At 75.1% G+C, this 19,586-nt stretch carries 19 protein-coding genes and 1 pseudogene; 14 read left to right on the top strand and 6 right to left on the bottom strand.

The annotated features are described in order from the left end of the window. Window positions 1-106: 106 nt before the first annotated feature. On the bottom strand, window positions 107-862 hold the full coding sequence (locus AB0D66_RS23900; protein ID WP_362306986.1) for a 2OG-Fe dioxygenase family protein: 756 nt from the start codon (window positions 860-862) through the stop codon (window positions 107-109). Between the two features lie 16 nt (window positions 863-878). Then, complete coding sequence (locus AB0D66_RS23895) at window positions 879-1,052, bottom strand: hypothetical protein (RefSeq protein WP_362306983.1); 174 nt, start codon at window positions 1,050-1,052, stop codon at window positions 879-881. Between the two features lie 159 nt (window positions 1,053-1,211). Here AB0D66_RS23895 and AB0D66_RS23890 point away from each other — a divergent pair, with 159 nt between their 5' ends. The 4 genes from AB0D66_RS23890 (at window position 1,212) to AB0D66_RS23875 (ending at window position 6,818) form a co-directional block, all read left to right on the top strand. Continuing rightward, the gene (locus AB0D66_RS23890; RefSeq protein ID WP_362306980.1) at window positions 1,212-3,032 is read left to right on the top strand and encodes a prolyl oligopeptidase family serine peptidase; all 1,821 of its coding nucleotides are present in this window, start codon (window positions 1,212-1,214) and stop codon (window positions 3,030-3,032) included. Beyond that, window positions 3,029-3,226, top strand: a complete 198-nt coding sequence (locus AB0D66_RS23885) for a hypothetical protein (protein ID WP_362306977.1) — start codon at window positions 3,029-3,031, stop codon at window positions 3,224-3,226. The genes AB0D66_RS23890 and AB0D66_RS23885 overlap by 4 nt, the downstream gene beginning before the upstream one ends. Continuing rightward, window positions 3,226-4,326: a ribosome small subunit-dependent GTPase A gene (gene rsgA, locus AB0D66_RS23880; protein ID WP_362306974.1), complete on the top strand. Its 1,101-nt coding sequence runs from the start codon at window positions 3,226-3,228 to the stop codon at window positions 4,324-4,326. Before AB0D66_RS23885 ends, rsgA begins: the two co-directional genes overlap by 1 nt. A gap of 167 nt (window positions 4,327-4,493) precedes the next feature. After that, a complete protein-coding gene (locus AB0D66_RS23875) occupies window positions 4,494-6,818 on the top strand; it encodes an AAA family ATPase (protein ID WP_362306971.1) in 2,325 nt (774 codons plus the stop codon). A gap of 28 nt (window positions 6,819-6,846) precedes the next feature. Here the strand turns inward: AB0D66_RS23875 and AB0D66_RS23870 are convergent, their stop codons facing one another. Beyond that, the gene (locus AB0D66_RS23870) at window positions 6,847-7,545 is read right to left on the bottom strand and encodes a transferase (RefSeq protein ID WP_362306968.1); all 699 of its coding nucleotides are present in this window, start codon (window positions 7,543-7,545) and stop codon (window positions 6,847-6,849) included. An 86-nt stretch (window positions 7,546-7,631) separates the two neighbouring features. Between AB0D66_RS23870 and AB0D66_RS23865 the strand changes: the two genes are divergently transcribed. After that, on the top strand, window positions 7,632-8,513 hold the full coding sequence (locus tag AB0D66_RS23865; RefSeq protein WP_362306965.1) for a glycosyltransferase family 2 protein: 882 nt from the start codon (window positions 7,632-7,634) through the stop codon (window positions 8,511-8,513). 17 nt (window positions 8,514-8,530) lie between these two features. Here the strand turns inward: AB0D66_RS23865 and AB0D66_RS23860 are convergent, their stop codons facing one another. Then, window positions 8,531-8,719 carry a hypothetical protein gene (locus AB0D66_RS23860; RefSeq protein ID WP_362306962.1) on the bottom strand — a complete coding sequence of 63 codons (189 nt, stop codon included), beginning with the start codon at window positions 8,717-8,719 and terminating at the stop codon, window positions 8,531-8,533. 27 nt (window positions 8,720-8,746) lie between these two features. On the opposite strand from AB0D66_RS23860, the pseudogene AB0D66_RS23855 reads away from it, so the two are divergent. Next, window positions 8,747-9,094, top strand: a pseudogene (locus AB0D66_RS23855) (HD domain-containing protein); the annotation flags it as partial. A 7-nt stretch (window positions 9,095-9,101) separates the two neighbouring features. On the opposite strand, the gene AB0D66_RS23850 reads toward AB0D66_RS23855, so the two are convergent. Continuing rightward, window positions 9,102-10,856: a 3-hydroxyacyl-CoA dehydrogenase family protein gene (locus AB0D66_RS23850; RefSeq protein WP_362306959.1), complete on the bottom strand. Its 1,755-nt coding sequence runs from the start codon at window positions 10,854-10,856 to the stop codon at window positions 9,102-9,104. Further along, window positions 10,853-12,214 carry a crotonyl-CoA carboxylase/reductase gene (gene ccrA / locus AB0D66_RS23845; RefSeq protein WP_362306956.1) on the bottom strand — a complete coding sequence of 454 codons (1,362 nt, stop codon included), beginning with the start codon at window positions 12,212-12,214 and terminating at the stop codon, window positions 10,853-10,855. The genes AB0D66_RS23850 and ccrA overlap by 4 nt, the downstream gene beginning before the upstream one ends. Window positions 12,215-12,399: 185 nt before the next feature. Here ccrA and AB0D66_RS23840 point away from each other — a divergent pair, with 185 nt between their 5' ends. The 8 genes from AB0D66_RS23840 to AB0D66_RS23805 all read left to right on the top strand — a co-directional run bounded on the left by AB0D66_RS23840 (window position 12,400) and on the right by AB0D66_RS23805 (window position 19,576). After that, the gene (locus tag AB0D66_RS23840; protein ID WP_362306953.1) at window positions 12,400-13,167 is read left to right on the top strand and encodes an alpha/beta fold hydrolase; all 768 of its coding nucleotides are present in this window, start codon (window positions 12,400-12,402) and stop codon (window positions 13,165-13,167) included. Continuing rightward, a complete protein-coding gene (locus AB0D66_RS23835; protein WP_362306950.1) occupies window positions 13,164-14,186 on the top strand; it encodes a ketoacyl-ACP synthase III in 1,023 nt (340 codons plus the stop codon). Before AB0D66_RS23840 ends, AB0D66_RS23835 begins: the two co-directional genes overlap by 4 nt. A gap of 206 nt (window positions 14,187-14,392) precedes the next feature. Then, the gene (locus tag AB0D66_RS23830; protein ID WP_362306947.1) at window positions 14,393-15,658 is read left to right on the top strand and encodes a beta-ketoacyl-[acyl-carrier-protein] synthase family protein; all 1,266 of its coding nucleotides are present in this window, start codon (window positions 14,393-14,395) and stop codon (window positions 15,656-15,658) included. Then, window positions 15,655-16,899: a ketosynthase chain-length factor gene (locus AB0D66_RS23825; protein ID WP_362306944.1), complete on the top strand. Its 1,245-nt coding sequence runs from the start codon at window positions 15,655-15,657 to the stop codon at window positions 16,897-16,899. Before AB0D66_RS23830 ends, AB0D66_RS23825 begins: the two co-directional genes overlap by 4 nt. Window positions 16,900-16,956: 57 nt before the next feature. Then, window positions 16,957-17,223: an acyl carrier protein gene (locus AB0D66_RS23820; RefSeq protein ID WP_362306942.1), complete on the top strand. Its 267-nt coding sequence runs from the start codon at window positions 16,957-16,959 to the stop codon at window positions 17,221-17,223. 52 nt (window positions 17,224-17,275) lie between these two features. Then, entirely contained in the window at window positions 17,276-17,539 is a 264-nt protein-coding gene (locus AB0D66_RS23815; protein WP_362306939.1) for an acyl carrier protein, read from the top strand. Window positions 17,540-17,541: 2 nt separating this feature from the next. Then, window positions 17,542-18,612, top strand: a complete 1,071-nt coding sequence (locus AB0D66_RS23810) for a hypothetical protein (RefSeq protein WP_362306936.1) — start codon at window positions 17,542-17,544, stop codon at window positions 18,610-18,612. Further along, window positions 18,605-19,576 carry an MBL fold metallo-hydrolase gene (locus AB0D66_RS23805; RefSeq protein ID WP_362306933.1) on the top strand — a complete coding sequence of 324 codons (972 nt, stop codon included), beginning with the start codon at window positions 18,605-18,607 and terminating at the stop codon, window positions 19,574-19,576. Before AB0D66_RS23810 ends, AB0D66_RS23805 begins: the two co-directional genes overlap by 8 nt. The last annotated feature ends 10 nt before the right edge of the window (window positions 19,577-19,586 follow it).

Raw genomic sequence — 19,586 nt, 5'->3', positions numbered from 1 at the left:
CGCGGGAGGACCGGTCGGCCGATGCGGCGGGCCGGTCCGCCCGCTCGGCGGACCGGTGCGGCCGGTGAAGGGGAGGCCAGGGTCCGCCCGCCGGGCGGACCGGGCCTCAGCCGATGCGGCGGTAGCTGGTGAGCAGCATGTCGCGGTAGCCGTACGCGCGGCCCGCCGCCGGGTCCAGGCGGACCGGTTCGGTGCCGTGCAGGATGCGGCGGTCGTCCGCGTACAGCGAGTCCATCGGGGCGGCCAGCAGGGGGCGGGCCAGCGGGCGTTCGGACGCGTCGCAGACGATGCTGCGGCCGCCGGTCACCCCGGCGCGGCCGATCAGGTGCAGGGAGATGTAGTCGAAGCCGTCGCGGTGCACGCCCTCGGGGGAGGGCAGGCCCTCCTCCTCGGCGCTGGCCCGGATCCGCACCAGGTGCACGTCCACGTCCCAGTCCAGGGTCCGCCCGGGCTCCGCGCCGGCCAGCTCGGAGAACACGTCGACGCCGTGCAGCAGCAGCCGGTGCAGGAAGGGGTTGACGCGGACCGCGCCGGTGACGGGCGCGAACCAGCGCGGCGAGCCGCCCGCGAACGGGTTCACCTCGGCGCTCTGGTGGTAGGGGCCCGGCGGGTGCGCGCGCAGCACGCCCTGCGAGGCCGCCCGGTGGGTGTAGCGGACGTGCCGGCGCAAGCGGTAGGCCCCGCCGTCGGTCAGGTACCCGTCCGGCTCGAGGTCCTCGTAGGCCTGCTTCAGCTGCCGGAACTCCTGCGCCCCGGTACCGGTGTCGAATCCGGTCCCCGGGGCGAACGTCCAGCCCTGCTTGCGGATCCCCTCTCCGATGTCCGTGCGGGTCAGCGGGCCGGGAAGAACTGCGAAGGGCATAGGAGGTCTCCTTGCGTCAGCCTCGTCGAGTGCGGAGAAATTCGACAGGGTGCCAGGGGAAAATGGTCCTGAGGCGTCCGTCGGCCGGTTCGCCGATGGATTCCGGCTCGCCGAAGAGAATGGTGTTCTGCATCCTCGATCGGTGCGAGCCATGCGTGTTGCTCACCCAGTGAAGGTCGTTGAGCTGCATCGATGTGCCCCTTTGCTCGGTTGTCGGTTCCTGTTCGGAAAATGGAAAAGGAATGCACAAAGCGCAGGGACGGCATCGCCGGCTTTCGCTCAGCCACCCTGTGGCTCGAATTGGATATTCGCTCTTCCTAGGCCTGTCGGTCTTCTGCATAATGGCCTGGTGACTGTATATACCGCTGCGCTCGAGTCGGAGTCGATTCCGGTTGACCGGTGTAACGCGCCCGCTGTCGAGCTCCCTTTCTGGGGGCGGCTGCGGCCCGAGGTCTGCGCGCTGCGGGGCAACGCCACCGGCACCGCGCAGTTCTACCTCTGGGACCGGGCCGGCGGCGGGATCCGCCAGCTCACGGACGCCCCGCACGGGGTGGAACTCGGCCTGCTCGACCCGGCCGGACGCTGGCTGTGGTGGTACCACGACGAGGACGGCACCGAGCACGGCAGCTGGATGCGGGCCCCGCTGCGCGGCGGCCCCGCCGTGCCCGCCCTGCCCGGCGTGCCGCCCGGCACCCCCGAGGGCCTGGCCGTCGGCGCCTCCGGCCTCGCCGTCGCCGGGATCACCGCGGCCGACGGCCGTACGGACATCCACCTGCTGCGGGCCGGCGCCGACCGGGCCGAAGTCCTGTACGGCGCCGACACCCCGCTCTACCTCGGGGGCCTCAGCGACGACGAGGCGCACATCCTGGTGCTGCACGCCGAGTACGGCGATCCGCAGCGCCCCTCGCTGCGCGTCCTGGACCAGGACGGCGCACTGGTGGGCGAGCTGAGCGACTGGCCGCACAGCGGGCTGCACGTCGTGCCCTACGGCTCGCCCTTCCAGCCCGGCGGCCGGCTCGTGCTGGCCACGCACACCCGGGGCGGACGCCCCGCCCCCCTGCTGTGGGACCCGGTCACCGGAGAGGTGCGCGAGGTCGACACCGGCCTGCCCGGCGACGTACGCGCCCAGTTCGTGCCCGACGGCGCCGCGCTGCTGCTCCACCACCGCACGCACGGGCGCAGCGAGCTCTACCACCACCGGCTCGCCGACGGGCACCTGGAGCGGCTGCCCGTCCCGCGCGGCACCGTGCACACCGCCGCGCCCCGGCCCGACGGCGACTGCTGGTACACCTTCTCCTCCGCTTCCGCCCCGGCCGTGCTGCGCGACCTCGCCGGCGGGGAGCTGCTGTCCGTGCCCGGCCCGGTCGTCCCGGCCGCCCCCGTCACCGAAGTCCCCGTGCCGCACGGGGAGCTGACGGTCCCGGTGTTCCTCAGCGTGCCGGACGCCGGCGAGGCCCCATACCCGACGGTCTTCCTGCTGCACGGCGGCCCGCACACCGCCGACGGGGACGAGTACAACGGCCCCGCCGCCGCCTGGAACGACGCCGGCTACGCGGTGGCCCGCGTCAACTACCGGGGCTCCGCCGAGAACGGGACGGCCTGGCAGTTCGGCCACCGCGAGGCCGTCGGCCACACCGAACTCTCCGACGTGGCCGCCGTCCGCGCCCACCTGGTCGCGTCCGGGGTCGCCGACCCCGACCGCTGCGTGCTCGCGGGCAGCTCCTGGGGCGGCTACCTGACCCTGCTCGGCCTCGGCACCCAGCCCGCACTGTGGGCCTGCGGGCTCGCCGAAGGGGCCGTCGGCGACTATCCGGCCGCCTACCGCGAGCAGTTGCACAGCCTGCGCTGGGTGGACCGCGCCATGTTCGGCGGCACCCCCGACGAAATGCCCGAGCGCTATGCGGCCGCCTCCCCGCACACGTACGCCGGCGCGGTCCGCGCCCCCCTGCTGGTCCTGGCCGGGGACCGCGACGCGCGCTGTCCGGTCGGCCAGATCGAGTCGTACGTACGGGAGCTGGCCGCCCGCGGCGCGGACGTGGACCTCCGGCTGCGCTCCACCGGCCACGCCAGTGCCCGCGCCGAGGTCGGCGCGGACGCCATGTCAGCACAGATCGCCTTCGTGCGGAGCCGCATCGGCGGCCCCGCACCGACCCGAAAGCAGGACGCATGACCGAGCAGAACACCCCCGAGGCCGTCAACGCCGCCGTCAACGCCGCCGTCAACGCCGCCGGCGACACCACCGGCGCCCCGGCGGCCGCCCCGGCGCCGCGCCGCCGCCTCACCGTCCAGCGCGGCGGCTGCGGCTGCGAGGGCAGGCCCGCCCCGTCCGCCCAGGCCAAGCCCGAGCCCGCGGAGAACAGCTGATGGCGCCGGAACCCGACTCCGCCGCCCTCGCCCCGCTCGGGTGGCGCGGCGACCTCGCCGCGGCCTGGCCCGAGCACCTGGCCGCACTCGGCGCCCCCGCGCCCGGCCAGACCCGCTTCCCCGCCCGCGTCGGCCAGGTCGACCGCGGCGCCGCCACCGTCCTGACGCCCGACGGCGAACTGCGCGCCCAGCTCGGCCCCCGGCTGTTCAAGGACGGCGAACCGCCGCTGGGCGGGGCCCAGCTGGCCACCGGCGACTGGGTGGTGGTGGGCGGACCCGCCCCCCACCTGATCCTCGACGTCCTGCCGCGCCGCTCGGCCTTCGTCCGCGGCAGCGCGAACCGCAGGACCGAGTCCCAGATCGTCGCCACCAACGTCGACACCGTCTTCGTGGTCGCCGCCCTCACCGGCGAGCAGCGGCTGCGCCGCATCGAGCGCTACCTGGCCGTCGCCTGGCAGAGCGGGGCCCAGCCCGTCGTGGTGCTGAGCAAGGCCGACCTGCACCCCGATCCGGCCGGCGCGGCCGAGGAGGTGGAGCGCATCGCGCTCGGCTCCCCGGTCCACACCGTGTCCTCCCGCACCGGCGAGGGCCTCGACGCCCTGGACCGGTACGTCGGACCGGGCCGCACCGTCGCCCTGGTGGGCCTGTCCGGCGTGGGCAAGTCCACGCTGACCAACCGGCTGCGCGGCGAGGAGGTGCTGTCCACCCAGGAGGTCCGCTCGGACTTCAAGGGCCGGCACACCACCACGCACCGCGAGCTGGTCCCGCTGCCCGGCGGCGGCCTGCTCATCGACACCCCCGGCATGCGGGCGCTGGCCGTGTGGGACGCCGAGGAGGGCATCGACAAGGCCTTCGCGGACGTCGAATCCCTCACCGGGGACTGCCAGTTCCGCGACTGCCGCCACCACGACGAGCCGGGCTGCGCCGTCCGGACCGCGGTCGTCACCGGCTCGCTCGACGCGGACCGGCTCGGCAACTGGGAGAAGCTCCGGCGCGAACAGCGCATGCTGGAGCTGCGCCAGGACGCCCGCGCCCGCTCCGAGGACAAGCAGCGCATCCGTACCCGCGCCCGCGCCCTGAAGAAGCGCCCCCACCGCTGACCCGGCCCCCTCCTGCACGGCCCCCGCCCCGGCCCCGGCGGCTGCGGCGCCTTTCCGGCTCCGCGGCTCCGCGGCCGGGGCTCGAGCGTGCCTCCGGTCGCCCACCAGCGGCTTTTCCCCGGACCCCGGCACACTGCCGGGAGCGGCACCGCACGGGGGGAGAGCCGATGACACCGAAGCCGCAGGGACTGGTGCGGCGGGACCGGGAGCTCGGCAGGCTCCGGGAGCTGCTCGAAGTGACCCGGCGCGGCGAGGGCCGCGCCGCCCTGGTCACCGGCAGTCCCGGCACCGGCAAGACGGCGCTCCTGCGGGCCTTCACCGCCGAGGCGGCGGAGGCCGGAGCGCTGGTCCTGCACGCCTGCGCCTCCCCGGCGGAACAGGGCATCCCGCTCGGCGTCGCCGGACAGCTGCTGAGTGCCGTACCCGGATTCACCGGTCCCGAACCCGGACCCGACGCCGCCCTGCCGGTGGTGCGGGACGTCCTGACGGACCTGGCCGCCACCGCCCCGGTCGTCATCGCCGTCGACGACATCGAGTACACCGACGAACTCTCCGCGCGCTGCCTGCTGTACCTGTGCGGCCGGATCGGGGCCGCGCGCATCATGCTGCTCGGCACGGGCTCCGCGCACCAGCCGCCGCACCCGCCGGCCGCCGCCCTGCCCGTCGCCGAACTCGCCCGCCACCCGCGGTGCCTGGCCCTCGCCCTGACCACCCTCGACGAGGACGGCGTCGCCGCGTTCCTGCGCGCCCCCTACGGCGGCTGCGCGGACCCGGCCGAGGCCCGCCGGCTCGCCCCCGCCTGGCACCGGGCCACCGGCGGGAACCCCCGGCTGCTGCACGCCCTCGCCGAGGACCGGCCGCAGTGCGGACCGCTGCGCTCCGACCGCCCGGTGGCCGCCGCCGCCTTCAAACGGGCCGTCACCGGCTGCCTGCGCCCCGGCGGCACCCTGGACACGGCCCGGGCGCTCGCCGTCCTCGGCCCCTCCGCCACCCTCACCACGCTCGCCCGGCTGCTCGGCGTCCACGAGCGGGCCGTGGGGCCGCTGATGGACGTCCTCACCGACACCGGGCTGCTGGAGTCCGGACGGTTCCGCCACGAGGCGGCGCGGGCCGCCGTACTGGAGGAACTCCCGCCCCGGGAGAGCGCCCGGCTGCACACCGGGGCCGTCGCGCTGCTGCGCGCCGACGGCGCCGGAGCCGAGACCGTCGCCCGGCACCTGGTGGCCGCCGACGGGCCGGGCCCCGCGGCCGCGGAGCCCTGGGCCGTCGACGTCCTGGCCGAGGCGGCCGGGCAGGCCCTGCGCGCGGCCCGGCCCAAGGCGGCCGCGGGGTTCCTCGACGCCGCGCACCGCCGCTGCCCCGACCCGGTACGCCGGGCGGAGCTGCTCGACGCGCTGGCCGGAGCCGAATGGGAGAGCGACCCCGCCGCCGTGACCCGCCACCTCCCGGCCCTCGAACAGGCCCTGGAGGCGGGACGGTTCGGGGCGGAGCGGGCAGCGGGCCCGCTCGGACTGCTGCTGTGGCACGGCCGCCCGGACGCCGCGGCCCGCGCGCTCGACGACCTCGGCGGGACAGTGGAAACGGGGCGGCTCAGAGCCGAAGCGGCGTACGTCTACCCGGAACTGGGCCCGCAGCCCGCGCCGCCGCCCGGCGCGGCCGGGGGCACGGCCGCCGTGGAAGGGGCCGCGGCGGCGCTCGTATCGCGCCAGCATCCGGCGCCCGGTGTGACGGCGGCCCTGTGCGCCCTGCTGTACGTGGGCGAGAGCGACCGGGCCGAGCACTGGCACGCCCTGCTGCGCGAGACGCGGACCACCCCGGCCCTGGACACCCCGGCCCGCCGGGCGGTGGCCGCGGCGGCCGCCTCCCTGGTGCACGGCCGCCTGGGCCAGCACGCGGAGGCGGCCGCCGAGGCGCGGCGGGCCCTCGGCCTGCTGGCGCCCGAGGCCTGGGGGATCGCCGTCGGGATGCCGCTGGCCGCGGCGGTGCTGGCCGCGACCGGGCTCGGCGCGCACGAGGAGGCCGCGCGCCTGCTGCGGGTACCCGTTCCGGAGGCGATGTTCCGCAGCCGGGTCGCCCCCCACTACCTGCTGGCCCGCGGCCGGTTCCGGCTGGCCGCCGAGCAGCCGGTGGCCGCCCTAGGCGATCTGCACGCCTGCCGGGACCTGATGGCCCGCTGGGGCATCGGGCCCTGCGATGCCCTCGACTGGAGCACCCCGGCGGCCCGCCCCCAGGACCCGGTCGCCCGGCTGAGCCGGGCGGAGCGGCGGGTGGCGGTCCTGGCCGCCCAGGGCTGCACCAACCAGGTCATCGCCGCCCGGCTGTTCGTGACCGCGAGCACGGTCGAGCAGCACCTGACGAAGGTCTACCGCAAACTGCATGTCCGCTCCCGCACCGACCTCGCCGGCCTGGTCGGCCCGCGCCCACTGCCCGCCCCGACCAGGCCCGGCGGTCCCACCCCCGCTCCCTCACCGGCAGAACCGTGCAACGCCTGACCCGACTCAGCGGTGGCATGACGGTCCCTCAGCGCTCCCGGCAGGGACGGATGCTGGCCTGGGCCGTGTGCGGCGTGGTGACGATGGAGTGGGGCGGGACTGTGCGGGCCGCCAGGGTGACGCCGCTATAAATTCGGGTGTGGCGGCCCATGGCTGCACCCGGGCCGAGGCTGATGCTGTTGCCCGTTTGGGTGTCGTCGCCGATGACAGCGCCGAACTGCGGGGTGCCGCAGCGGTAGATGCCGGTCGCGGTGCGGATGATCACCTCGCGGTCCGGGCGGTGCATGTCGCGGCACATGTTGATCGCGGCCACCGTGACCCCGGCCGACAGGTGGGCCCTGGCGCCGACGAGCGTGCGGTTGACGCCGATGCGGTGGCCGAGCACAGCGTCCTCGCCGATGAGGGCCGCCGTCACCTCGCAGTTGAACCCGACCGAGGCGCCGGCGCACACCACGCTGCCCTTGCGCACGGTGGAGAACTCGAAGACCCTCGCGTCCGCGCCGATGATGACGTCGTCCCCGACGATCGCCTGCGGGTGGACGAACGCGGTCGGATGGATGCGGCCGGCTCCGGCTTCGCCAAGCGCGTCCAGGGCCTGGCGGTGGAGTTCGGGCCAACGGGCGAGGAAGTCGGCGAGGTCGTAGGTGTCCAGGCTTCCGTACGGGGTTGCGGAGAGGGCTCCACGGGTGGGGGCCGAGATGTAGTCGCCGAGCAGGAGCGCTGTCATGGCTGCGGGGCCTTTCGCGTGATGCCGGGGCACGGCTCGGGCGGCGGTACGCTCACCGTTTACCTGGTGCCAGGAGGACGGACGTGATGGGTGTGACCCGACCCAAGGTGGGCGTGGCCGTGCTGACGATGGGTGACCGGATGCCCGAGTTGCGGGCCCTGTTGGACTCGGTCGCCAAGCAGGACGAGCCGACCGCCCGGATCGTCGTGGTCGGAAACGGCTGCGCACTGCCCGGCTTGCCGGACGGCGTCGTCGGGGTGGAGCTGGTCGAGAACCTCGGCGTTTCGGGCGGCCGTAACGTCGCCTGGCGGCGGCTGCGGGAGTTCGGGGACGTCGACGTACTGGTGGACCTGGACGACGACGGACTCCTCGTCGACGCCGACGTCGTTCGCCGCATTGCAGACCTTCACGAGGCCGAGGACCGGCTCGGCATCGTCAGCTTCCGGATCGCCGACGAGACGGGAGAGACCCAGCGCCGCCACATCCCGCGCCTGCGGGCGAAGGACCCGATGCGGCGCGGCCTGGTCACGACGTTCCTCGGCGGAGGCCACTCCCTCTCGATGGAGATGCTGGAGCAAACGGGCGGTTGGCCGGACGCGTTCTTCTTCACCCACGAGGAGACCGACCTCGCTTGGCGGGCGCTCGACGCCGGATGGGACGTGCTCTACGAGCCGCAGCTCGTGCTCCAGCACCCCAGGACCTCTCCCGCCCGGCACGCGGTCTACCACCGGATGACCGCCCGCAACCGGGTCTGGCTCGCCAAGCGCCACCTGCCCGCCCCCCTCGTCCCCGCGTACCTCGGGGTGTGGATCGTGCTGACCGTCGCCCGGACGCGGTCGGCGGCCGGGCTCCGGGCCTGGTTCGACGGGTTCGCCGAGGGCGTCCGGACCAGCGGCGGTCCCCGCAAGCCGATGCGCTGGCGCACCGTGGTACGGATGGCCCGGCTGGGCCGGCCGCCGGTCATCTAGGCCTGGGGCGCGGTCCTCTAGCCCTGCGTACCGGTCTGCGCCAGCCAGTCGGGCGCGGCGTGCGGGGCGCTGTGCAGCCACGCCACGTAGCGGGCCACCCCGTCGGCGATGGACACCCGGGGCTTCCAGCCCAGGATGTTCTCCATGCGGCGGATCGAGGCGTAGCCGCCGAGCGGGTCCCCGGCCGGCAGCGGTGTCTCCAACATGGGCGTGCCCGGGTAGTGGGCGCGGACCAGGTCGGCGACATCGCGCACATCGGCCGGCGTTATCTGCGCGCCGCGTCCAACCAGGAGGTCACCGCGGACCAGGTGTCGGCGGCGCACCCGGCCGTACGGGCGGGCGTGCAGTCCGCGGTCGACGAGTACGAGGACGGGGCCACCCCCGAGGCGATTGCCGCCCGCGACGCGGACAAGCTGGAGTGCCTGATCCAGGCCGTGGAGTACCGGGAACAGGGCTACGCCCTCACCCAGAACTGGATCGACACCAGCCTCGCGAGCCTGAAGACGGACTCGGCGAAGGTCCTGGCGGACGCGGCGCTCTCCATGACCTCACTGGAGTGGCAGCAGACGTACCTGCGCTGACCGCCGGTCAGCCGCGGCGTTCCCCGGTGCGGAAGCCGCGCTGGTTCTTGCGGCCCAGCGCGCCCGCGGCGACCAGCTCGGACAGGGCCCGCGAGGGCACCAGCTCCGGCAGCGCGAAGCTCTCGAAGAGCCGTTCCTGGATGGCGAGCGAGACGTCCAGCCCGATCGTGTCCAGCAGCGCGAACGGCCCCATCGGGTAGCCGTAGCCCTGCTCGACGGCCGCGTCCGTCGCCGCGATGTCCGTCCCGGCCCGCTCCAGCAGCTCCAGCGCGTCGCCGAGGTAGGGGAACAGCAGCCGGTTGACGATGAATCCGGTCCGGTCCGGGCAGTCCACGGTCGTCTTGCCCAGCTCCCGGCAGAGCGCCCGGCCGGTCGCGAGCGCGTCCGCGTGCGCCTGGTCGGTGAACGCCAGCTCCACCAGCCGCATCACCGGGGCCGGGTTGAAGAAGTGCAGGCCGATCACGTCCGCCGGGCGGCCCGACGCCTCGGCGCAGGCGGCGACCGACAGGCTCGACGTGGTGGTGGCCAGGACCGTGCCCGGCGCGCAGACCTCCCCGAGGCGGGCGAACAGCACCCGCTTCGCGTCGAGTTCCTCGACGATGGCCTCCACGACCAGCTCGCGGTCGCCGAGCGCCGCCAGGTCGTGCGCCGTCTCCAGCCGGGCCAGCGCCGCCTCCCGCTCCGCGGGAGTGATCCGGCCCCTGCGCACCCGGCGGGTCAGCGAGTCGCCGATGGCAGCCAGGGCCCGCTCGGCCTGCTCCGCGCCGCGCGCCACCAGCAGCGTGTGCCGGCCGCCGGCCGCCATCACCTCGGCGATGCCGCGGGCCATGGCGCCCGAGCCGACCACGCCGACGCGGGTGACCGGCCGGGCCGTGCCCGCGCCCGGGCCGCCGGCCGGCGGGGTCACCACCGCGCCCAGTTCGTCGTACGCGGCGAAGCCCTCGCCGCTCTTGCGGCCCAGGCGGCCGGCCGTGACCATCCGGCTGAGCAGCGGAGACGGTTCGAAGGCGCAGTCCCCGGTGCGCCGCCACCGGGCGAGCAGCGCCGCGTGGACCGAGTCGATGCCCATGAGGTCGAGCGTCTCCAGCGGGCCCAGCGGAAGACCGCAGCCCAGCCGCATCGCGGTGTCGATGTCCCGGGCGCTCGCGTAGCCCTCGTCGCACAGGATCGCCGCGCGGTTGAGGTAGGCCAGCACCAGGTCGTCGGCGTCCGCGGCCGCCGGGGCGGTGACGGCGGCGGGCCGCAGGCCGAGCTCCGCCACCAGCGCGTCGAGGGCCGCCGCGGTGGCGGGGGAGGCCAGCGGGGAGTGGACGGGCAGGACGGGCCCGCCGGCGGCGGGCGGCGTGAAGAACCGCAGGCCCGCGACCGATCCGGGACTGCCCGCGGCGATGGCCAGCCGGGGCACCGACAGCGTCGTGGCGGTGGTCAGGACGGGCACGCCGGGCGCGCACCGGGCGAGGATGTCGCGCAGCACGGCCTTCTTGGCGGCCTCGTCCTCGGGAACGGCCTCGATCACCAGCTCGGCCCGGGAGAGGGCCGCCGGGTCCGTGGTCAGGGTGACGGCGGGCCGGGCGGCCTCGGCGCCCCCGCCCGTGCGGGCGGCGTCGGCGGCCTTGAGCCGCCGGGCGGTGCGGTCCACCGCGTCCAGGGCGGAGTCGACCGCGATGACCTCGTGCCCGGCCTCGTGGGCCAGGCGCAGCAGCGCCTCGCCGAGCGTGCCCAGTCCGACGATCCCGGTGATCGGGGTGCGCTGCGCGGTCACTGGCCGGCCTCCTCGGTGTCGTTGTCGCCGCGGAACCGGTTGATGGCATCGAGGTGCCGGGCGCGCAGCTCGTGGTCGCGGACGCCCAGTCCCTCGTCGGGGGCCAGCGCCAGGACGCCCACCTTGCCGTGGTGCAGGTTCTGGTGGACCTCGTACGCGGCCTGGCCGGTGTCCTCCAGGCGGTGGACCTTCGACAGCGTGGGGTGGATCTTGCCCTTGGCGATGAGGCGGTTGGCCTCCCAGGCTTCGCGGTAGTTCGCGAAGTGCGAGCCGACGATCCGCTTGAGCGACATCCACAGGTAGCGGTTGTCGTATTCGTGCCGGTAGCCGGAGGTCGAGGCGCAGGTGACGATGGTGCCGCCCTTGCGGGTGACGTAGACGGAGGCGCCGAAGGTCTCGCGGCCCGGGTGCTCGAAGACGATGTCCACGTCCTCGCCGCCGGTCAGCTCGCGGATGCGCTTGCCGAAGCGCTTCCACTCCCGCGGGTCCTGGGTGTCCTCGTCCTTCCAGAACCTGTAGCCCTCGGCATTGCGGTCGATGATCGCGGTCGCGCCCATCCGCCGGCAGATCTCGGCCTTCTGCGGACTGGACACCACGCACACGGGGTTGGCGCCGCCGGCCAGGGCCAGCTGGGTGGCGTAGGAGCCGAGTCCGCCGCTGGCGCCCCAGATCAGGACGTTGTCGCCCTGCTTCATGCCGGCGCCGTTGCGGGAGACCAGCTGGCGGTAGGCGGTGGAGTTGACCAGGCCCGGGGAGGCGGCCTCCTCCCACGTCAGGTGCTCGGGCTTGGGCATCAGCTGGTTGGACTTGACGAGCGCGAGCTCCGCCAGGCCGCCGAAGTTGGTCTCGAAGCCCCAGATCCGCTGTTCCGGGTCGAGCATCGTGTCGTTGTGGCCCTCGGCGGACTCCAGCTCCACGGACAGGCAGTGGGCGACCACCCGGTCGCCGGGCTGCCAGCGGTTCACGCCGGGGCCGGTGCGCAGCACCACGCCGCACAGGTCGGAGCCCAGCACGTGGTACGGCAGGTCATGGCGCCTGGTCAGTTCGCTGAGCCGGCCGTAGCGCTCCAGGAACCCGAAGGTCGCCAGCGGCTCGAAGATCGAGGACCAGACGGTGTTGTAGTTCACGGCGCTCGCCATGACGGCGATCAGCGCCTCGCCGGGGCCCGGTTCGGGCGTCGGCACGTCCTGCAGGTGCAGGGACTTGCGGGGGTCCTTGTCCGCCGTCGCCATGCCTTCGAACATGCCGATGTCTTCCTTGCGGACCACGTTGCCCCGGTAGGTCTCCGGCAGCCGGAGGTGCTGGAAGTCACCCGGGCCCGCGTCCTCGGAGAGCAGAGCACTGATGATCTCGTCCACGTGATGTCCCTTGAAGTCGAGGAGCGCCTCAGCCAAACGTAGGAACGGCCGCCCGCTTTCCGGCACCCCAGACGTGCCCCTAATCCCGGACGGCGGCCGGGCCTAGGGGGGTCCCAGGGGATCCGGATCCGGCGGCCCCACCCGCACGCTGGGTTTCGAGCTCTGTCCGGGAATGAGGAGATCCGATGACGCGAACGACCGACGGAAGTCCCTGGTTCAGGAACTACCGGCCCGCCCCGCTGGCGCCCGTCCGGCTGTTCGCGCTGCCGCACGCCGGCGGGTCCGCGAGCTACTTCCACCCCCTGGCCGCGATGCTCTCGCCCGCCGTGGACGTGTTCGGGGTCCAGTACCCGGGCCGCCAGGACCGCCGCTCCGAACCGGGCGAGACCTCCCTGGAGCGGCTCGCCGACCGGATCACCGCCGAGCTGCTGCGGCTCGACGACGGGCGTCCCTACGCGCTGTTCGGGCACAGCATGGGGGCGATGCTGTCCTTCGAGGTGGCCCGCAGGACGGAGGCGGCCGGGCGGGGCCCGGCCCACCTGTTCGTCTCCGGCCGGCCCGCCCCCTGCCAGGACGAGTACGAGGCCTGGTTCCCGCGCACCGACGAGGAAGTCGTCGCGGAACTGCGCGCCTTGAACGCGACCGACGACGGGCTGCTCGACGACCCCGAGGTGCGCGGCATGCTGCTGCCCCCGCTGCGCACCGACTACCGGGCGGTGCGCGAGTACCGCTTCCGGACCGCCCCGCCGCTGCGCACCGCGATCACCGCCCTCACCGGCGACGCCGACCACATGGCCGAGGTCGGCAAGGTGGACAGGTGGCGCGACCACACCCGGGCCGGCTTCGAGCTGTGGGTGCTGCCGGGCGGGCACTTCTTCCTCAGCGACCGCCTCGAGGAGGTCGCGGCCGCGGTCACCGACGCGCTGGCGCGGCCCGTGGCGGTGGCCGCGTGAGCGTCCACTCGCCCGGACTGGGGTCCGTCGGCATCCTCGGCACCGGCTCCTACCTGCCCGAGCGGATCGTGCCCAACGAGACGATCGCCGCCCGCGTCGGGGTGACCCCCGCGTGGATCGAGCGCAAGACGGGCGTCAGGCAGCGGCGGTACGCGGCCCCGCACGAGGCCGCCTCCGACCTGGCCGCCGAGGCGGCCGTGCGGGCCCTGGAGGCCTCCGGCACCGACCCCGAGGACCTCGCCTGGATCGTGGTCGCCACCTCCACCCCCGACCACACCCAGCCGGCCACCGCCGCCCTCGTGCAGCACCGGCTCGGCGCCCGCCACGCGGCCGCGTTCGACGTCAACGCCGTGTGCAGCGGCTTCGCCGCGGCCCTGCACACCGGCGCCCGGCTCCTGGCCGCCCCCGAGGCGGACGGCCGGCGCCGCCCCGTCCTGGTCGTCGGAACCGACGTCTACTCGCGGATCGTCGACCCCGCCGACCGCAGGACCGCCCCCCTGTTCGGCGACGGCGCCGGCGCCGTCGTCCTCGGGCCGGTCCGCGAGGGCCACGGCCTGCTCGGCACCGGCCTGCGCACCGACGGCAGCCTGCACGGGCTGATCGGCGTCGGCGCCGGCGGCAGCCGCACGCCGGCCGCCCTGAAGACGGTGGCCCGCGGCGAGCACTACTTCGCGATGCGGGGGCGCGACGTACGCGACTTCGTCGTACGGGAACTGCCCGGCGCGGTCGAGGAGATCCTGCGCACCTTCGGGTTCGGTCCCGGGGACGTGGACCACTTCGTCCCGCACCAGGCCAACGGCGAGATGCTGCGCTCGCTGCTGGAGCCGCTCGGGCTGACCCGGGCCACCGTGCACCTTCCGGTGGAGTTCCACGGCAACACCGGCGCCGCCTCCATCCCGCTGGCGCTGGACCACGCCGTGCGCGGCGGGGGCGGACCGGCCGAGGGGGACCTGGTGCTCCTCGCCGGATTCGGCGGCGGCATGAGCATGGGGACGGCCCTGGTGCGCTGGGGCGGCTGATCCCGGCGCCCGACCCCGGCGGCTGATCCCGGCGGCTGATCCCGGCGCCCGATCCCGGCGGCCGTGCCCGGCGGCCGTGCCCGCGGCGTGGACGGATCTTCTAGCCGTGCTCCAGCCCGAGGCGCGAGGCTCGCACTACTGGACCCGTACCGCGGTGCGAGCCCGCCCGGCGCCAGGCGTGGAGGAAACACAGTGAAGGACAGTCGATGAGACGGGTAGTCATCACCGGAATCGGGGTCGTCTCCCCGGGAGGCGTGGGCACCAAGGAGTTCTGGGAGCTGCTCACGGCCGGCCGGACCGCGACCCGCGCCATCTCCCTGTTCGACGCCTCCTCCTTCCGGTCGCGGATCGCGGCCGAGGCCGACTTCGACCCGGCCGCCCACGGGTTCGACGCGCGGGAGGCGGCCCGCCTGGACCGCGCCGCCCTGTTCGCGCTGACCAGCGCCCGCGAGGCGATCGCCGACAGCGGTGTCGGCGACGGGCTGGACCCGCTGCGCACCGGTGTCAGCCTCGGCAGCGCCGTCGGCTGCACCACCGGCCTCGACAACGAGTACGCGGCCGTCAGCGAGCTCGGCCGGCTCTGGCAGGTGGACCACTCCCGGGCCGTCTCGCACCTCTACGACTACTTCGCCCCCAGCTCGCTGGCCGCCGAAGTGGCCCGCGACAGCGGCGCGCAGGGACCGGTCTCCCTCGTCTCCACCGGCTGCACCTCCGGGCTGGACTCCATCGGCCACGCCGTCGAGCTGATCCGCGAGGGCTCCGCCGACGTGATGTTCACCGGCGCCACCGAGGCCCCCATCTCGCCGATCAGCGTGGCCTGCTTCGACGCGATCCGCGCCACCTCGACCCGCAACGACGACCCGGCGACCGCCTCGCGCCCCTTCGACCGCACCCGCAACGGGTTCGTCCTCGGCGAGGGCTCCGCCGTACTCGTGATCGAGGAGCTGGAACGGGCCCGCCGCCGCGGCGCCAAGATCTACGCCGAGATCTCCGGATTCGCCAGCCGCAGCAACGCCTACCACATGACGGGGCTGCGCTCCGACGGCGCGGAGATGGCCGAGGCCATCACCGCGGCGCTCGCCGAGGCCCGGCTGGACGCCTCCGCCGTCGACTACGTCAGCGCCCACGGCTCGGGCACCAAGCAGAACGACAAGCACGAGACCGCGGCCTTCAAGCGGAGCCTGGGCCAGCGCGCCTACGAGGTCCCCGTCAGCTCCATCAAGTCGATGATCGGGCACTCGCTCGGCGCCATCGGCGCCCTGGAGGTGGCCGCCAGCGCCCTGGCCATCACCCACAACACGGTGCCGCCCACCGCCAACCTGCACGAGGCGGACCCGGACTGCGACCTGGACTACACCCCGCTCACCGCCCGCGAGCGGCGCACCGACGCCGTCGTCAGCGTCGGCAGCGGCTTCGGCGGCTTCCAGAGCGCCATGGTCCTCAACCGCCCGAGCCTGAAGGAAGCCGCATGACCGCGCCCACGCCCGACCCGTCCGGCCCCCCGGCGCGGGCCGCCACCGCCGTGTTCACCGGCGTCGGCGTCACCGCGCCCAACGGGCTGGGCGCGGAGGCCTGGTGGGACGCGGTCCTGCGGGGCGAGAGCGGCATCCGGCCGCTGACCCGGTTCGACGCGAGCCGCTACCCCGTACGCCTCGCCGGCGAGATCCCCGGCTTCGTCGACGCCGACCACGTCCCCAGCCGGCTGCTCCCGCAGACCGACCGCGTCACCCGGCTCTCGCTGGCCGCCGCCAAGGAGGCCCTCGACGACGCGGGCGCCGACCCCGCGCAGCTGCCCGAGTACGCCGCGGGCGTGGTCACCGCCTCCTCCGCCGGCGGCTACGAGTTCGGCCAGCGCGAGCTGGAGGCCCTGTGGAGCAAGGGCGGCCAGTACGTCAGCGCATACCAGTCCTTCGCCTGGTTCTACGCCGTCAACTCCGGCCAGATCTCCATCCGCCACGGGCTGCGCGGCCCCAGCGGCGTCATCGTCACCGAGGGGGCCGGCGGGCTCGACGCCGTCGCCCAGGCCCGGCGCCAGCTCCGCAAGGGCGCCACCCTGATGGTGACCGGCGCCGTCGACGCCTCGCTCTGCCCGTGGGGCTGGGCCGCCCACCTGGCCGGGGGCCGCATGAGCCACGTCCCGGACCCGGCCCGCGCCTACCTGCCCTTCGACGCCGAGGCCACCGGCCACGTCGTCGGCGAGGGCGGCGCCCTGCTCGTCCTGGAGGACGCCGACAGCGCCCGCGCCCGCGGCGCCCGCAGCTACGGCTCCTTCGCCGGATACGCGGCCACCTTCGACGGCCCGGACACGCCCCGGCTCGCCGACGCGGCCCGCCTGGCGCTCGCCGACGCGGGCCTGGCCGCCACCGACGTCGACGTGGTCTTCGCCGACGCCGCGGGCGAACGCGCCGCGGACCGCGCCGAGGCCGAGGCGATCACCGCCCTGTTCGGCCCCCGCGGGGTCCCGGTCACCGCCCCCAAGTCGATGACCGGACGGCTCCTGTCCGGCGGGGCCTCCCTCGACCTCGCCGCCGCCCTGTTCACCCTGCGCGACCAGGTGATCCCGCCGACCACCGGCACCGCACGCCCCGCCGACGACTGCCCGCTCGACCTGGTCACCGGCGCCCCGCGGACCGGTACCGCCCTGCGCACCGCCCTGGTGCTGGCCCGCGGCCGGGGCGGCTTCAACGCCGCCGCCGTGGTCCGCGCCGCCTGACCGCCCGGTGCGCCCCGCCCACCCGTCCCGAACCCCGAACCGCCAAGAGGAGACCCCATGCGGCACCTGGAGCTGACCGACCTGACCCGCCTGCTGCGCGACTGCGCCGGCGAGGACGAGGGCGTCGACCTGGACGGCGCCCACGTCCTCGACACCCTCTTCTACGACCTCGGCTACGACTCGCTGGCGCTCCTGCAGACCACCGGGCTCATCGAGCGCCAGTACGACATCACGCTCGACGAGGAGGCCATGGACGAGGCCGAGACCCCCCGCAAGTACCTGGAGCTCGTCAACCGGGCCCTCTCCGTCCGCGTCACCGCCTGAGCCGCCCGGCCGCGACCGGGCCGCCCGTACCCCCTCACCAAGGAGAGCTGACATGCCACGCATCCAGGCCATCAAGGAGTTCATGGTCCGCGAGTTCCTGCCGGACGTCCCCGCCGGTGAGCTGGACGCGGACTTCGACTTCCTGGCGGCGGGCGTCGTCGACAGCCTGGGCCTGCTCAAGGTGATCACGTGGCTGGAGGACGTCCACCACATCAACACCGACGAGTTCGTCCTGGACCCGGAGTTCTTCCGGTCGGCCGCGGCCATCGAGGAGTTCATCGCGGACGCCTCCCGGCTGCAGGCGGAGGCCGCGTAGCCATGCACGACGCCGTCGCCGCCCTCACCGGGCAGGACCGGCCGGTGGACCTGCCCGTGTGGCGCTCGTTCTGGGACGGGCTGCACGGGCACGGACCGCGGCACGACCGCGAGCTGCGCCGGGGCGAGGCCGTCGCCCTGCTCGCCTCGCTGTCCACCGCGCTGCCCGCCCGCACCACGCTGACCGCCCTGCTCGACTCGCTCGCCGAGCGCCGCCCCGGCCAGGCGGGCCGCAGGGGAGGCGGCCCCGGGGCCTTCGACGGCGCGGTCGACATCACCGGCACCGGCGGCGGACCGCGCACCTTCGACCTCTCCACCGCGGCCGCCGTGACCGCCGCCGCGGTGGGCACCCCGGTCGTCAAGACCGGATTCCACGCGCACCTCTCCCCGGCGGGCCCGGCCGGCCTGCTGGAGCGCCTCGGCATCCCGCTGACCCGGTCGTACGAGGAGACCCACGAGACGCTGGAGGACTGCGGCATCGCCTTCGCCGGGTCCTTCGTCTACCCGGTGGAACTGACCCTGCTGGCCCGCGCCGCGCTGCCGCTGGACGTCAGCGGGCTCGGCCGCTGCATCGAGGCGCTCGGCCCCTTCCTCGCCGACATGCCCGTCTCCGCGCAGGTCACCGCCGTCTGCGACGCCCGCCTGGCCCCCGCCCTGCGCACCGCCGCCGCGCACACCGCCCGCGCCGACGGCCGCCGGGTGTGGCTGGCCGGCAACGACCTGGGCGCCGACGGGCTCCTGGGCTGCTCCCCGAACCGGGTGCACGTCTACGAGGCCGTCGGCGAGGACGAGTTCACCCTCGACCCGGCCCTGCTCGGGCTGGCCCCCGGCACCCTGGAGGGCCTGCGCCCGCGCGGCGCCGACCCGGTGGCCCACTTCCGCGCCGTGCTCGGCGGCGAGGGGCCCCGCGAGGCCGAGGACGCCGTCTGCCTCAGCGCCGCCGCCCTCGCCGTCGCCGGACACACCACCGGCGACTGGCACGAGGCACTGGCCGCCGCGCGGGCCGTGATCCACGACGGAGGAGCGCTCGCCCTGCTGGAACGCCTGCGCAGCCGGGCGGCCGTCCATGCCTGAGCCCCAGACCCTGCCCGCCCGGCCCCGCGTTCCGGACCCGCGCCGCACGCCGGCCGCCGAGGCGGACGCCGCCGCCACCGAGATCGCCGACGGCGTGTTCGCCTACGTCCAGGGCGACGGCGGCTGGTGCCTGAACAACGCGGGCCTGGTCACCGGCGGGAACGGGCACAGCCTGCTCGTCGACACCGCGGCCACCGAGCGGCGCGCCCGCCACCTGCGCGACCAGGTGCTGCGGCTCGCCCCCGAGCCCCCGCGGACCCTGGTCAACACGCACTTCCACGGCGACCACACCTTCGGGAACTACCTCTTCCCCGAGGCCGTGGTGATCGCCCACGAGCAGACCCGCACCATGATGGACCTGGCGGGACTGCACCTGACCGGCCTGTGGCCGGACGTCTGCTGGGGCGACCTGGAGCTCGCGCTCCCGGACGTCACCTACCGCGACGCGCTGACCCTGCACATCGGCGGCGTACGGGCCGAACTGCTGCACCTGGGACCGGCCGCGCACACCACCAACGACACCGCCGTGTGGCTCCCGGAGCAGCGGGTGCTGTTCGCCGGCGACCTGGTGATGTCGAACGCCGCCCCCTTCTGCCTGATGGGGTCCGTCTCGGGATCCCTCGCCGCGATGGAGCGGCTGCGCGCCCTGGGAGCCGAGACCGTCGTCCCCGGCCACGGCCCGGTCGGCGGACCCGAGCTGATCGACGCCAACGAGGCCTACTTCCGCTGGATCGCCGAGCTCGCCGAGAGCGGGGCGGCGGCCGGCCTGAGCCCGCTCGAACTGGCCGCCGAAGCGCAGCCGGGCCCCTTCGCGGACCTGCTCGACGCGGAGCGCCTCGTACCGAACCTGCACCGGGCGTACGCCGAGCTGGCCGGGGCGGCCCCCGGAGCCCCCCTCGACGTGGGCGCCCTCTTCCGGGAGATGGCCGAGTTCCACGGCGGGCTGCCCGCCTGCCGCGCCTGACCCTCCCCGG

Origin of the sequence: Streptomyces sp. NPDC048270 (genome assembly GCF_040652335.1) — a bacterium.
Classification (GTDB): domain Bacteria; phylum Actinomycetota; class Actinomycetes; order Streptomycetales; family Streptomycetaceae; genus Streptomyces.
Note: the sequence above shows the minus strand (reverse complement) of the source record. Positions and strands in the feature narration are given on the sequence as shown.

What these genes read in the sequence shown, in the direction of transcription:
- AB0D66_RS23900 (WP_362306986.1), bottom strand. Translation starts at nt 862, where the DNA reads ATGCCCTTCGCAGTTCTTCCCGGCCCGCTGACCCGCACGGACATCGGA.
- AB0D66_RS23895 (WP_362306983.1), bottom strand. Translation starts at nt 1,052, where the DNA reads ATGCAGCTCAACGACCTTCACTGGGTGAGCAACACGCATGGCTCGCAC.
- AB0D66_RS23885 (WP_362306977.1), top strand. Translation starts at nt 3,029, where the DNA reads ATGACCGAGCAGAACACCCCCGAGGCCGTCAACGCCGCCGTCAACGCC.
- rsgA (WP_362306974.1), top strand. Translation starts at nt 3,226, where the DNA reads ATGGCGCCGGAACCCGACTCCGCCGCCCTCGCCCCGCTCGGGTGGCGC.
- AB0D66_RS23875 (WP_362306971.1), top strand. Translation starts at nt 4,494, where the DNA reads ATGACACCGAAGCCGCAGGGACTGGTGCGGCGGGACCGGGAGCTCGGC.
- AB0D66_RS23870 (WP_362306968.1), bottom strand. Translation starts at nt 7,545, where the DNA reads ATGACAGCGCTCCTGCTCGGCGACTACATCTCGGCCCCCACCCGTGGA.
- AB0D66_RS23865 (WP_362306965.1), top strand. Translation starts at nt 7,632, where the DNA reads ATGGGTGTGACCCGACCCAAGGTGGGCGTGGCCGTGCTGACGATGGGT.
- AB0D66_RS23860 (WP_362306962.1), bottom strand. Translation starts at nt 8,719, where the DNA reads ATGTTGGAGACACCGCTGCCGGCCGGGGACCCGCTCGGCGGCTACGCC.
- AB0D66_RS23840 (WP_362306953.1), top strand. Translation starts at nt 12,400, where the DNA reads ATGACGCGAACGACCGACGGAAGTCCCTGGTTCAGGAACTACCGGCCC.
- AB0D66_RS23830 (WP_362306947.1), top strand. Translation starts at nt 14,393, where the DNA reads ATGAGACGGGTAGTCATCACCGGAATCGGGGTCGTCTCCCCGGGAGGC.
- AB0D66_RS23825 (WP_362306944.1), top strand. Translation starts at nt 15,655, where the DNA reads ATGACCGCGCCCACGCCCGACCCGTCCGGCCCCCCGGCGCGGGCCGCC.
- AB0D66_RS23820 (WP_362306942.1), top strand. Translation starts at nt 16,957, where the DNA reads ATGCGGCACCTGGAGCTGACCGACCTGACCCGCCTGCTGCGCGACTGC.
- AB0D66_RS23815 (WP_362306939.1), top strand. Translation starts at nt 17,276, where the DNA reads ATGCCACGCATCCAGGCCATCAAGGAGTTCATGGTCCGCGAGTTCCTG.
- AB0D66_RS23810 (WP_362306936.1), top strand. Translation starts at nt 17,542, where the DNA reads ATGCACGACGCCGTCGCCGCCCTCACCGGGCAGGACCGGCCGGTGGAC.
- AB0D66_RS23805 (WP_362306933.1), top strand. Translation starts at nt 18,605, where the DNA reads ATGCCTGAGCCCCAGACCCTGCCCGCCCGGCCCCGCGTTCCGGACCCG.